12 protein-coding genes, 1 tRNA gene, 1 other RNA gene and 1 pseudogene are annotated in these 12,843 nt (G+C 32.5%); 3 read left to right on the top strand and 12 right to left on the bottom strand.

Annotated features, from left to right (window positions below):
- Positions 1-2: 2 nt before the first annotated feature.
- The 4 genes from fwdF to Q0W04_RS08380 all read right to left on the bottom strand — a co-directional run bounded on the left by fwdF (position 3) and on the right by Q0W04_RS08380 (position 4,776).
- Entirely contained in the window at positions 3-1,019 is a 1,017-nt protein-coding gene (fwdF, locus tag Q0W04_RS08395) for a tungsten-dependent formylmethanofuran dehydrogenase subunit FwdF (RefSeq protein WP_298501988.1), read from the bottom strand.
- 9 nt (positions 1,020-1,028) lie between these two features.
- Positions 1,029-1,220: a 4Fe-4S binding protein gene (locus Q0W04_RS08390; RefSeq protein WP_292808164.1), complete on the bottom strand. Its 192-nt coding sequence runs from the start codon at positions 1,218-1,220 to the stop codon at positions 1,029-1,031.
- Positions 1,221-1,326: 106 nt separating this feature from the next.
- Positions 1,327-1,785, bottom strand: coding sequence for a phosphopantetheine adenylyltransferase (locus Q0W04_RS08385; protein ID WP_298501983.1), 459 nt, complete (start codon positions 1,783-1,785; stop codon positions 1,327-1,329).
- Positions 1,786-1,887: 102 nt separating this feature from the next.
- The gene (locus Q0W04_RS08380; RefSeq protein ID WP_298501980.1) at positions 1,888-4,776 is read right to left on the bottom strand and encodes an Ig-like domain-containing protein; all 2,889 of its coding nucleotides are present in this window, start codon (positions 4,774-4,776) and stop codon (positions 1,888-1,890) included.
- Positions 4,777-5,283: 507 nt separating this feature from the next.
- Between Q0W04_RS08380 and Q0W04_RS08375 the strand changes: the two genes are divergently transcribed.
- From Q0W04_RS08375 to Q0W04_RS08365, 3 genes are read left to right on the top strand one after another with little or no spacing between them, the layout of a single operon-like run.
- Complete coding sequence (locus tag Q0W04_RS08375; protein WP_298501977.1) at positions 5,284-6,846, top strand: radical SAM protein; 1,563 nt, start codon at positions 5,284-5,286, stop codon at positions 6,844-6,846.
- A 52-nt stretch (positions 6,847-6,898) separates the two neighbouring features.
- On the top strand, positions 6,899-8,017 hold the full coding sequence (locus Q0W04_RS08370; RefSeq protein ID WP_298501974.1) for a pyridoxal phosphate-dependent aminotransferase: 1,119 nt from the start codon (positions 6,899-6,901) through the stop codon (positions 8,015-8,017).
- Complete coding sequence (locus tag Q0W04_RS08365; protein ID WP_298501972.1) at positions 8,010-8,921, top strand: cation diffusion facilitator family transporter; 912 nt, start codon at positions 8,010-8,012, stop codon at positions 8,919-8,921. The genes Q0W04_RS08370 and Q0W04_RS08365 overlap by 8 nt, the downstream gene beginning before the upstream one ends.
- Positions 8,922-8,924: 3 nt before the next feature.
- Here Q0W04_RS08365 and Q0W04_RS08360 read toward each other — a convergent pair.
- The 8 genes and pseudogenes from Q0W04_RS08360 to Q0W04_RS08325 all read right to left on the bottom strand — a co-directional run.
- A tRNA-Ser gene (locus Q0W04_RS08360) sits at positions 8,925-9,008 on the bottom strand.
- Positions 9,009-9,070: 62 nt separating this feature from the next.
- Positions 9,071-9,385, bottom strand: an RNA gene (ffs, locus tag Q0W04_RS08355) — signal recognition particle sRNA.
- A gap of 175 nt (positions 9,386-9,560) precedes the next feature.
- The gene (locus tag Q0W04_RS08350) at positions 9,561-9,947 is read right to left on the bottom strand and encodes a CBS domain-containing protein (RefSeq protein ID WP_298501971.1); all 387 of its coding nucleotides are present in this window, start codon (positions 9,945-9,947) and stop codon (positions 9,561-9,563) included.
- Entirely contained in the window at positions 9,928-10,839 is a 912-nt protein-coding gene (locus Q0W04_RS08345) for a 2-phosphoglycerate kinase (RefSeq protein ID WP_298501968.1), read from the bottom strand. The genes Q0W04_RS08350 and Q0W04_RS08345 overlap by 20 nt, the downstream gene beginning before the upstream one ends.
- 106 nt (positions 10,840-10,945) lie before the next feature.
- Positions 10,946-11,635, bottom strand: a complete 690-nt coding sequence (locus tag Q0W04_RS08340) for a metallophosphoesterase (protein WP_298501965.1) — start codon at positions 11,633-11,635, stop codon at positions 10,946-10,948.
- Positions 11,636-11,639: 4 nt separating this feature from the next.
- Positions 11,640-12,173, bottom strand: coding sequence for a DUF2096 domain-containing protein (locus Q0W04_RS08335; RefSeq protein WP_298501962.1), 534 nt, complete (start codon positions 12,171-12,173; stop codon positions 11,640-11,642).
- Complete coding sequence (locus tag Q0W04_RS08330; RefSeq protein WP_298501960.1) at positions 12,170-12,436, bottom strand: DUF749 domain-containing protein; 267 nt, start codon at positions 12,434-12,436, stop codon at positions 12,170-12,172. Before Q0W04_RS08330 ends, Q0W04_RS08335 begins: the two co-directional genes overlap by 4 nt.
- A 194-nt stretch (positions 12,437-12,630) precedes the next feature.
- Positions 12,631-12,843: pseudogene (locus Q0W04_RS08325) on the bottom strand (CoB--CoM heterodisulfide reductase subunit B); the annotation flags it as partial.

Below are 12,843 nucleotides of genomic sequence, written 5' to 3'. Positions count from 1 at the left end.
CTCTATTTTCCACCTAAAAGTGAATTTAAGATTTCATCCCATGATTCTGAATTGATATTGTTCAATTTCATAGCAGTTCTGTTTAATACTCTGATATGTTGTGGGCAAGCTGTAATACAAGCACCACATAAGTTACAGAAGTCTAAATTAGTGACTGCTTTTCCGTCAACAATTTCAACTGCATTACATGGACATACATCTTGACATGCGTGACATGCATCGCCTTTACAGATTTTTTCTTCTGCCTCATTTTCAATAACTTCCAAAGTACCATCAAATGGTTTTGTAATAGTTATTGCATCAACAGGACAGATTTCAGAACACCAACTGCAGTTTACACATGATCCTTCAGCTATAAATGTATCACCAACAATTTCAGGGACTTTAATTTCATCTTGTAACATACAAGTTGAACATACTTCTTTAATTGCATTTTGAGGGCAAACTCTCTTACATACACCACAAAATACGCATTTGGAAGTGTCCACTTCAATATTGTTGTTGAGCACATCTACACTGGAAGTAGGAACATTTTCAACAGTGATTGCCTCTGCAGGACATAAATCAGCACAGAATGAACAATAAATACATTCATCTTTATCAATGGAAATTTCTCCCCTTACCAATTCTTGTCTATCAGGAAGAGTTCTCTCAAAGATGATTGCATCGCGAGGACAAACCTTATAACATCTGCCACAATAGATACATTCTTCTTCATTGACAACACATTCAGTTTCCCAATTAGGATAGTTACCCATTTCGCAGATATCTTCACCATCAATAGTTAATGATAAAGCATCAAATGGACAAGCGACTGAACATAATCCGCATAAAACACATGAATCTGCATTACATGAAACCAAATCCATTTCAATTAATCCACGTGCAATAGGCACAACAGGACCTAATCTTAATGAAGAAGTAGGACAAACATCGGTACAGATGCCACATCCCACACATTTATCATCCTTATAAGCTAATTTACGGAGCTCAACTCCACTTCTTTCCACATTAAACATTGTAAAACCTCATGCTTTAGAAATAGCTTGATTAGGGCAATTTTGGATACAAAGATCGCAATCATCACAATTTTCAGGGACGATTTTTACGTCACCGTCTTCTTCAATAATTGCTCCTTGTTCACAAAGTTTAATGCATAATCCTTGTACTGGACAATTATCAATATGTCCACATTTATCTGAATCAATTTTTACTGCCATATAACCACCTCAAACAAAACATATAATCATATTAAAAATAATAACAAATATGTTATAGTATTCTATTTATCGAATTGTACATATAAACATGTCGATTATTTTCTGATTATTGTATAAATTTTCCATTTTTATTTATTTCACCACGCCTAATTCTAGTGGATGAAATAGGAATGCCATCATATGCCAAAACAAAACTAACTACAACAATATCAAGAGGTTTCATGCCTTTAGATACTCTAATTTCATTTATTTCAACTGCAGTAGGCTCTGTCTCTTCACTAACCACAATTGCTTCAAAACTATCATCATAAATAGTCGTTCCATAGGGATCATCTAATGGAATGATAACAAAATTAGATTTATCCTTAAAAAAGGACTTGAGATTATCCATTCTCTCCTGACAGGAATCAATATCCCCTTTCAAACCACCGAATTCATCTGAAGTTACTCCAATTTCCAGACTTTCGGCAATTTCAAAAGCTGTGGATAACAATTTCTTATGACCGTCATGAAATTTATCAAAAGTTCCGCCAACAGCCACCTTATTATATTTCCCAGAATTCATAATATTGTCCTAAATTAGATTGTTAATTAAAAATTTATTAGAACTATTATAAATTATTAGCTATTTAAAAAAAAAGAAAGAAAAAAAATAAAAAAATTGAAATTAGAATCCAATACTTGCAAAGTAACCTTTAAGGCTATAAGAATTAGCATTCCAATTTACAACGTTTCCAAACGAGTTTCTAGCACTAGTTGCATCACTAACAACCCAAGTATCACCAATCAATACCTGAGTCCACACGTGTCCATAAGTACCGCTTGTAAAGGTACAGGTTCCATGCACATATCTGGCTGGAAGACCAGCAGTCCTATACATAGCTACAAGCAGGTGTGAATGATCCACACAATTTCCTTTTTTGGAATTTAAAGTACCAACAGCACCGTATTTGGTATCATAATAGAAACTATATGAAATAGTGTCTCTTACATAATTATAGATTACTGTTGCCTTTTCCTTATCTGAATCAATACCTTTAGTCAACTTGTTAACTAACTGCTTAATTTGACTGTTGTTTACTTGACAATTTGTAGAAGCTGCCAAATAAGCTGCCAAATTAGTTATGGTATTTTTAGAGTTAAGTTTGTTAGTTGATGAACTACTTAAAGATTTAATCGCTACATATGCTGGCATTAAATCATCATTATTGTCATAAAATGCGACAACACGAGCAAAAGCATATACAATACCATTATATCCAATAGTACCAACACTAGAACTTACAGAATTAGGCATTTGACCTTTGGAATCTGCAGTTTTAATAATGCTTTTTGCAACATCAAGATAATTATATAGATTACCTTTATTGGAAGCTGCACCCGGACTGGATGGATTTTTAATATCTTTAATAGCAATACTATCTTTTTTACCGGAATTTAAACTTACAATAGCTTTTGAAGCTAAATATAAATAATTTGCAGTGGAATATGTAATAGAACCAATTTTCACAGTTGATGGTAATTTGCCATTCTTTTCAATGTAGCTTTTTACATTTTTAGATGCTTGAATAATGTCTTTCATGGAAACTTTATCCAATACATGAATCTTTGATGAAGCTTTGGTTTTATCATGAGCAAAACTGATGGAATAATCACCAGTTTTTAAACTTCCTAAATTAACTTTTGCAACACCATTAGAGTCAGTTTTCGCATTATAGGTTTTGCTGTTAAATGTGAATTTAACCGCAGCGCCTTTTACTGCATTACTCTTACCATCAAGAAGTTTAACGGAATAATATACCTTTGATCCAGCTGAAGTGTACAATTCACTATGGCTAAATTTAGTTCCGTTTACCAAAATCTTTTTAGACACAGTATTTGATTTGTAACTTGAATCTGAAACTGTTGTTTTTACTGGATAGTAACCAATGCCCAATTTAAGGTTGACTTTTGCCACACCTTTTGAATCGGTTTTAGCAGTGTAGTCCTTACCGTTTACGGTAAATTTAACCGGGATATTTTTCATCACGTTTCCAGAAGCATCCTTAACGGTTGCTTTGTATTGTATATTATCTCCATATGTCTTATCCAAATTGTATGCATAAACCTTTAAAGTGATTTTATCAACATTTATATTTCTATAACCGTAAAGATAGTCACTTGAACCTAATTTTGAATATAAAAATTTCACTTTATATGTGCCTGGCTTTAAATCCCCAACATCCAATTTAGCAACACCTTTTGAATCAGTTTTAGCCTTATAATTTTTACCATTTAAAATAAATTTAATGGTTTTACCAGTTAAAACTTTACCATCTTTTGTTGTAAATTTAACAGAGAATTTTGAACCGTCTTTATAGGTCATCTTTAAGTCTGAAGCAGTGAATTTAGTTGAAGCACTTTTAATAATTATTGTTCCAGATGAAGATGATGCATAATACCCACCGGATTCTGCGAATTTATAAGTAATTTTGTAAGTACCTTCTTTTAGAAGAGGAATAACAGTTGAAGCTTTCCCATCCTTATCTGTTTTAGCACTGACAGTTTGATTGTTATAACTGAAAGATACTTTACCATTCTTAATAGGACCTCCGTTTTTAGAGGTTAAAGTAACGGTATAGGTATAATAATTGTAAGGTAAGATATATGTTTTTGAATTTCCGCTAATTGTAGTTGTATCCTTATTAACTACGATATTATTTTTTACTTTTTCATTGGAATATGGATTTGTTGCAGTAATTACATATTTACCTGCATTTAATCCAATTTTTGCTACTGCAACACCATTTTTATCAGTAGTGAATGTGTATTTTTTACTGCCGATAGTGAATGTGACTTTAGTATTTGCCAATACTGAGTTGTCTTTCCAGAATGTTGCGGTATAATATTTGGTTGTACCATAATATTTTGTTACATCTTTTCCACTTATTGAAGATAAAACTTTCACTTTCTTTGAAAGGGATGAACCTGAATAACCGGAACTGCCTGAATAACTAAGAGATACAGTATAAGTACCGATAGCCAAAGCAGTGGTTTTGATGTTTGCAATACCCTTGCTGTTTGTAGTGCCGGTGAAAGATTTACCGTTAACTTTCAAAGTTACTTTTTGATTAGCTACAGCTTTACCGTTGTTGTCCTGCAAAGTTACCTTAAAATAGGTAGCAGACTTATCATAATGAGTGTCCACCACAGATAAAGAAGTTGAAACTTTACTTGCAGATAACATATCATCAACAACACTGCTTGCCAATGCTGATTCGTTTTGTGAAACTGCAACAACTTCACTTTCAAGATTTGCAAGACCTAATTTTTGATCCCCATTATCCTCATAATAAGACCCATAACTGCTTGTCAGAACAGAGCCTTCAGGATAATCATTTAAATTATCATCATGAGAATTAACTATATTAGTTTCTGAGATAGAATCCTCGTTAGAAACTTCTAATTTTTCTTGAGATAATGTGTAAACATTACCTGCAGTTAAATTTGAATCTTCTGTATTTGAAGCATAAGTCGCATCTGCTGCACATACTGTTCCAGCCAATACAAAGAACATGAGCACAACTGATACAATGAATGCTTTATTTTTTATCGAAATTTTTCCACCTCTTGGTTCTCATTACGAAAATTTTATAGTAAAATATGATTATACTAACATATAGTATTTCATAATGAGTGGATAAATTATATATTTTAATCCATATATAAATGTTTTTACAACTTTAAAAATTGAAAAACCTATTAAAATTAACTAAATTAGCTAAAAAAGATAGAAATTATATATAAAATTAAAATAAAAGAATATTCATGTTGAAATAAAGTAAGATAAGCTTAAATAACTTGAATTCAAATTAAAAATTTTTATTAACGATGAAAAATAAAATTTTAATATAATGTCCTTTTATAATAAAAATAATCCATTTTTCACTTTTTATAAAGCGATTCAATAAATTATTGTATCAAATAGGAAAAATGAGTTAATTGAAGATAATTGCAAAGAAAATAAGCCATTTTAATTGAAAAAGTGAAAAATTCATAAAAACTATGAAAAACAGTTGATTAAATGTTATATGAAAAAAATATATTTCTAAAAAACCTAAAACAAATCGATGTTCGTTTTGGACTTGCATATCCGAATATCTACAGAACTGCAATGTCATCGTTAGGTTTCAACATATTATACAATCAAATTAATGAAATGGAAAATATTTGGTGTGAAAGAATAATATATCCGGAAACCAAATCCATTGAATCCAATACTCCAAGCAAACACTTTGACGTGATAAGTTTTACAATACAGTTTGAAGAGGACTACTTTAATGTATTGGAAATGTTAAAAATGGCAGAAATTCCCTTGAAAAGAAAGGAGAGGACTTGTGATGATCCACTTATAATTGCCGGAGGTCCGTGCGCAACAGCAAATCCCATGCCATTATCCGACTATATTGACCTTTTCTTTATTGGAGAAGGGGAAAATACCATCAGCCAATTTTTAGAAAAATATCTTGAGAATCCGAAAAGAGATTTAAAAGATTTTCTGGACATTCAGGGAATTTACATTCCTGAATTTAACAATAAAACCAAAATATCGCTAGTCGAAGATATGGACAGTGCCTACCACATCACCCAACCGATACTCAGCAAAAGCGATGATGAAAATTATCAAAGCGTTTTCAACAACACAATCATGCTTAATGTTTCAAGAGGATGCACACGGGGATGCCGATTTTGCATGTCCAGCTATCTGTACAGACCCGTAAGAGAAACCGATTGTGAAAAACTGATTGACATAGCAATTGAAAACAGGAAAAATACGGGATTGAATAAAATTACATTAATAGGAGCGGCAGTCTCCGATTACAATGACCTGGAAAATCTGACAGAAGGTCTTGAAAAAGAGGGGTTTCAGATTTCAACACCTTCCCTTAGAATCGAATCAATAACAAGGGACACATTAGAGACACTTAAGAGAAGCGGTTTGCAAACAATAACCCTTGCTCCGGAATCCATCTATAAACTTAGAAAAGTTATCAACAAGGACATTTCCGATGAAAAGATATTTTCAATCATAAAAGATGCAGTTGAATTGAATTTTAAAATAAAATTATATTTCCTGATTGGAATTCCTGGTGAAAGTCAAAAAGACATTGAAGAACTTGTCAAGTATATGAAAAAAATTGCAGAGATGCACACCAATATCCGAAATGTGAAGTTCAGTGTCAATCCGGTAATACCAAAACCCCACACGCCACTGCAATGGGAGAGTTATAATTTTAAGGATATAAAAAATAAAACCAGATATATCAAACGTGAAATGAAAAGATATAACATAAAATGTGAAAGTCCTAAAAAAGGACTTATTCAATATATATTGTCTTGTGGAAATAGTGATGTTGGTGACATTATTGAAAAGTCATTGACAAAAAAACCTACCATGAAAGAATGGAGGCAACTTACTCCAGATTATGATATTGATGATGAATTGCCATGGAGCAATATTGATGTTGGAATTAATGAAAGATTTCTGAAAACTGAAAACAGAAGATTGAAAAATTTAAAGCAGACCCCATGGTGTGAAGTATCCCCATGCTATAATTGCGGATCATGTGAAAAAAATCATTACTAGAAAAAATAATTTTTACTATAATAATATATAATATAATAAGTGAGGTAAATTTATGATAAATCCAGCAAGCAGAACAAAATCAATTGAACTGTCACAAATTAGAAAAATGTTTGAAGTTGCAAATCCCAATGCAATAAACCTTGGAATTGGTGAACCTGACTTTAATGTTCCTGAAAATATTAAAAATGCCATGAAAAATTCCATCGATGAAAATGATACCCATTACACTTCAAATAAGGGATTAATCGAATTGAGAGAAGAAATCGTTAAAAAATTTAAAAACGAAAATGGCATAAAAACAAATACTGAAAATATTATCGTTACAGTAGGCGCCAGTGAAGCGTTGTTCATGTGTGCTCAGGCATTCATCGAAAAGGGAGATGATGTAATTCTTCCAAATCCTAGTTTTTTATCTTACGAAGCATGCGTAAATATTGCAGGGGGAACAATCGTACCGGTAGACTGCAAAATGGAAAACGAATTTAAACTTAAGGCAGACGACGTAGCAGAAAAAATTACAAAAAACACCAAAGCAATAATTTTAAATTCACCATCAAATCCAACAGGCGCAGTAATGGAAAAAGAAGACATTAAAGCTATTGCGGATTTATCAATGGACAATAATTTTCTAATAATCTCTGATGAAATATATGAAAAAATAATTTATGATAAAAAACATTACTCTCCTGCAAAATACAGCGATAATGTAATCACATTAAATGGATTTTCAAAAACATACGCAATGACAGGCCTTAGAATCGGATATTTAACCGCAAATGAATTTTATACAGAAGAATTGCTAAAAATACACCAATACAACATAGCCTGTGCAAATACAACCTCACAGAGAGGAGCATACGAAGCATTAACCGGACCCCAAGACGAAGTGGAAAAGATGGTTAATGAATTTAAAAACAGACGAAATCTAATCGTTTCAAGATTGAATGAAATGGGATATGAAACAGTAAATGCTGAAGGCGCATTTTATGTATTTCCAAAAATAGATGATGAAAACTTTGTCAGCAAAGCTGCAGAAGCTGGAGTAATCACAGTTCCGGGAGTAGCATTCGGATCCAATGGAAAAGGACACGTACGCATGTCATATGCAAATTCATATGAAAATATTGAAAAGGCCATGGATATACTTGAAGAGCGTGTTGTAAATGGATGAATTAAGACTTAAAGGCGGTAAAAAAGCTGTAACTGTAGCTGTCCTTGCAAATTGTGTTCTAACTATTTTAAATGTAATTGTTGGAATAATGTCCGGAAGTTATGCGCTGATATCAGAAGGAGCACATACCTTTTCAGACATCACCACATCAATAATTGCATACCTTGGATTTAAATTCGGACAGAAACCCGCTGATGAAGAACATCCAATAGGCCATGGACGTGCGGAAGCGATTAGCGGATTGATAATAGTAGTCTTTCTGGCAATTATCGGCTGGGAAATATTCCAGGGATCAGTTGAAAGAATATTTAATCCATCATTAATCACAGTTCCAGAAACCCCAGCTGCAATAATGGCATTTGTTGGCATTTTAGTCAACTATTCTGTTAGTAATTACATCATCCGAATTGGAAAAGAAATAAAAAGTCCTGCAATTGTAGCTGATGGAAAACACCAAAGAACAGACATTTATTCATCAGTTGTAATTTTGGCAGGCATTATTGTATCAAATATAGGATATCCTATTTTGGACCCGATTATCGCATTGTTCATCAGCGCATTGATTTTTAAAACAGCAATTGGAATAGGAAAAGAAAATATAGATAATATTATGGGAAAAGTGCCCTCAAAAGAGTTTGTTGATAAAATCATGGAAGCTGCGGAAAATACTCCAAAAGCTCAAAATGCACACAACATCAAAGTCGATTATTTAGGTTCTTATGCTACAGTTTCCCTACATATCCAACTTGATGGAGATATGACATTAAATGAATCCCATAAAATCGTGCATGAAGTTCAGAATAACATCCTAAATGAAATACCTGAAATAAAATATGTTATGGTACATGCATGTCCTTTAGGATTAAGTTATGACCATGCACAAGAAATAGATAACAAAAACTAAAAACGCCGGGACGGGGATTTGAACCCCGGAGGTCATAAGACCATCGGATTAGCAGTCCGACGCCGTACCAGGCTGGGCCATCCCGACATATGAAAAAACAGTATAATACATTATATGTTAAAACTTATTTATAAACTTAATTATTTATATAAATGGCATGTTCAAAAGTGGACTAATCTCAAAAATATAAGTGATCTAAAAAAGCCAACTCCACCCCGGGATTCTACAAGCATTGAATGTTAATAGTAAAGCTGCTCCCTTCCGGGCCTGACCCATTCCTATACTAAAGATGACTAATTTTTACCCTCCAGTAAAAACTTCACCACCACCAATCCTGTAGGACGAGGTTTCTATGTTGTTTTTCTAGGCTTATATTCTCTTAAAAAGCCGCCTTTTGAACTTCAACCGCACCAAAGGGGGTGTGTGCTTACAGAGGACCCCTAACCCTCCGGTCTAGCCACTATTATTATATGAAGTTAATATTATATAAATGTTAGTGAAAATCCAATTACTAGAAAGAAAATAATTACTGGAATAGAAAAATAATGTAAAAAAAAGTGTTTTCTAGAAAAAAATATAATTATAGTAACTAGCTAAAAATTGCTAAAAACTAAAAATAGAAAATAAAAATAGGTAAAATTAAAATAGTTCCTGAATAATATCTCCATCAGAAATAATACCTACTAATTTTCCATCTTCTAGAACAGGGAGCTGATTCAATATACCTGAAGAGGCACCTTCCTTCATCAGGTTAATCACTGTTTCAATACTGTCTTCCGGAGAGACAGTACTAACAGATTTAATCATTATTTCATCAACACTTGTCCCTAATTCGTATTTGTCCAAAATCAAATTATGACCAACATCAGTTGCAGTTATTATACCGATCAGTTTGTCATCTTCAACTACTGGAAGTGAACTGATTTTATGTTTCATTAACTTTTCAAATGCATATACAACATCAATATCAGAAGTTGTTGTAATGACATCTGTGGTCATAATTTCCTTAACTTTCTTGTTCAACATTCTCAATACCTCCAAATTCTTCGAGAATATCATTAACCATAATGTCTATGGTTTTATTAATATCCACATTGTTAATAATACGAGAATCATGAATTTTAGCCTGTTCAACTAAAAATTGCTGTGTTTTTCTAATAGTGGTAAAGTTTTCCATATATCTATCAAGAGACCTTTTTACCCAAGGCTGTCTGCATCTTGAATAGAATCTTTGTTTGTGGGATTCCTCATCATCTACAGTTAATGTGAAAATAATAATATTGTTATTGTCAAGCAAATCCTTTCTAATGAACCCCGGAACTACATGAACACCTTCTATAATTGTACTGATACCTTCCTTAACTGACCGTTCAATAATCGCTTCAATTCCAACATTTACAACATCAACATGGCTTATGAATCCTTCAATAACGGAATCTATCCTAATTGATGGTGTTCTAATGCTTTCATATGCATCAAAGCTGGATTTATGAATAACAGGACTTAACTCCTTTGAAACAATTTTACGCATTACCTCACGAATCATGTCAGTACTTATAAGATTTTTTAATCTTAATCGGTTCGCAAGTTCAAATGCCATTGAAGAGGTTCCAACACCTGATGCCCCTCCTATCAAAATAATCAGTGGTTTTTTGGATGTTCTAAGAGACCTCCAATTCCTATATTTTTTAGAAACATTTGAATCAACCTTTTCAAGATGGGTTAAAACAACATCAGCCAATTCTGAATTGGAAATTTCAGTAACATCTTTACTTATTAATTCCGCTTCAATATCACTAGCAATTTCATGAGCTCTTAAAGAACCAATATCCGCAACATTTAAAGAACGGGCTAAAATACCCTTGGAAAAAGGTTCTTTATACAATTTACCATCCACATCACCAGTAATCCAAATCATAATAACACATCTTCAATTAAAATCTAATAAAATATTTATTATTTAATATTAAATAAAAGTTGTTATTTGATTTTTAAGAAAAAAATAAAAAAGAAGTGATGAATATCTATTCATCTAAAGAAACTAAGCTTATTTCGTAATTTGCTCCGTCTTTGATATCAACCAAAACGGCACCATTATCCTTAAGCATACCCGGATTTGCCACATCAGTGGTTATTCCGATTTTACTAAGGGATCTTGCTTCATGTATATGTCCGCATAAATTAATTTGAGGCTCAAATTCATGAATTGATTTTAAAATACCGGCACTGCCGACATGCTCCCCATTTTCCACCTTATCCGCTTCAGTATTGTATGGCGGAGCATGGGTAACCAATATCTTTACTTTAGGAACTTCTTCATTATAGACATAATCATAATTAGCTAAAAGTTCGTAAACATCACCATAGATTTTATTATCCTGAATTTCTCCAGGAGTATTGAATGGAGTTTCATTGGAACCACCGTATCCGAATAATATGGCATCACCGTAAGCAATGATATTATTATGTAAACAGAAGGATACGTCATTAATGGCATTGCAAATACCCTTAGGATCGCAGTTGCCCGGAATAGCTATCACATCAACACCGCAGTCTGCTACCTTTTCAATGAAAGGACCTACAAAATCCAAAGGCCCGAAATCAGTAATATCTCCAAGAATCAATACCAAATCAATATCATTATTATTCAAATAAGTGTATAAATTTTCGTTTTCTTCACCATGAACATCACTAATTGCTAAAATTTTAGTCATAAAATCACCCTTGTTGTTCTAAAAAGAAAGAACCCATTTCTTTTAAACCTAATTGAAGGTCGGGTTTATCTCCGTGTAATTGAATAGTCACATCATCATCAAATTCAATTATAAGACCATTCCATTCTGCAATTTCTTGAACTCTTTCTTCAGCTAAAGGATTTTTTAGTGTAATTCTACCAGTAGTTAAGCCAGGTGGTGCATTTACAAGGAATCTTGACCTTGATTTTGCAAATTCAAAAACTTCTTCACCTCTCATGACTCTTTTTAATAACTCGAGCCATTCATCTACGTATTCGTCGCCTTCTTCTTCAGCAATAGTTAAAAGAGTTCCTTGAATATTATTTAAAGACATTTCAGCTTTTGACAACTCATTAATCAATTCTGGATGGGAAGGATCTCTTTTATATGAACTTATAGTTGATCTTATTAATCCCATCTCAGGGTTAATTCCACTAGGAATTTCATATCCTTTCTTATTCAAATCTATAAGAAGATGATTGAGAACTAACCAATTTTGCTCTGAGGGTAAGCTCATAAATGTCCACCTATGATTTTTAAAGTAGTATGATTGATTTTTGCATCTGCATCTTTCAATTCTCTTTCAATCTCAGCAGTGTTTTGATAGGAATCCAAAAATAAAACATGATGAGTGGAAGTACCAGCAATATTTAGGATTGCAATTTCATCAGTTGGTTTGAGTTCTCTTTTATCAATAGTTGCTTTAAATTGTACATATGGTTCATATTCTTCTGGAAGGTCAGAATATTTAAAAATACCATCTAATGTTGCTACAAACATAATTACACCTCTTGTATATTAATAGTTAATTTTTTCTTATTAATCATATATAAAGGTAGTTACGAATAATTCGTATAGAATAAAACAAAAAAAATTAAATAAAAAAAATGTTATCAAATGAATGATAACAGTACCCCAAGTGTCTTTTCAATGCCTAAAAAAATAAAAATAAAAGGATTAGAAAATCCTTAAATCTATTCACCTAATGCTTTTTTGATTGCAGGAGTTGCATCAATTTTTTGAGCATCGAAGGTTAATTCTTCAGCTGATAATCCCATAGCTAATCCGTATAATTGAGCTAAGTGGAATACAGGAAGTGCAAAGTCAGTTCCGTATTTTTCGTTTACTTCAGTTTGACCTTGGTCAAATTGTAAGTGACAGAAAGGACATACGTTAACAATTGCATC

Source organism: uncultured Methanobrevibacter sp. (assembly GCF_947170395.1).
Taxonomy (GTDB): Archaea; Methanobacteriota; Methanobacteria; order Methanobacteriales; family Methanobacteriaceae; genus Methanocatella.
The sequence above is the reverse complement of the archived record's forward strand: the minus strand, read 5'-3'. Positions and strand labels throughout refer to the sequence as shown.

Excerpts from the sequence above, each read along its gene's own strand:
- Q0W04_RS08335 (WP_298501962.1), bottom strand. The coding sequence starts at position 12,173 with ATGAGCTTACCCTCAGAGCAAAATTGGTTAGTTCTCAATCATCTTCTT.
- Q0W04_RS08375 (WP_298501977.1), top strand. The coding sequence starts at position 5,284 with ATGTTATATGAAAAAAATATATTTCTAAAAAACCTAAAACAAATCGAT.
- Q0W04_RS08380 (WP_298501980.1), bottom strand. The coding sequence starts at position 4,776 with ATGTTCTTTGTATTGGCTGGAACAGTATGTGCAGCAGATGCGACTTAT.
- Q0W04_RS08350 (WP_298501971.1), bottom strand. The coding sequence starts at position 9,947 with ATGTTGAACAAGAAAGTTAAGGAAATTATGACCACAGATGTCATTACA.
- Q0W04_RS08385 (WP_298501983.1), bottom strand. The coding sequence starts at position 1,785 with ATGAATTCTGGGAAATATAATAAGGTGGCTGTTGGCGGAACTTTTGAT.
- Q0W04_RS08365 (WP_298501972.1), top strand. The coding sequence starts at position 8,010 with ATGGATGAATTAAGACTTAAAGGCGGTAAAAAAGCTGTAACTGTAGCT.
- Q0W04_RS08340 (WP_298501965.1), bottom strand. The coding sequence starts at position 11,635 with ATGACTAAAATTTTAGCAATTAGTGATGTTCATGGTGAAGAAAACGAA.
- Q0W04_RS08370 (WP_298501974.1), top strand. The coding sequence starts at position 6,899 with ATGATAAATCCAGCAAGCAGAACAAAATCAATTGAACTGTCACAAATT.
- Q0W04_RS08330 (WP_298501960.1), bottom strand. The coding sequence starts at position 12,436 with ATGTTTGTAGCAACATTAGATGGTATTTTTAAATATTCTGACCTTCCA.
- fwdF (WP_298501988.1), bottom strand. The coding sequence starts at position 1,019 with ATGTTTAATGTGGAAAGAAGTGGAGTTGAGCTCCGTAAATTAGCTTAT.
- Q0W04_RS08345 (WP_298501968.1), bottom strand. The coding sequence starts at position 10,839 with ATGATTTGGATTACTGGTGATGTGGATGGTAAATTGTATAAAGAACCT.
- Q0W04_RS08390 (WP_292808164.1), bottom strand. The coding sequence starts at position 1,220 with ATGGCAGTAAAAATTGATTCAGATAAATGTGGACATATTGATAATTGT.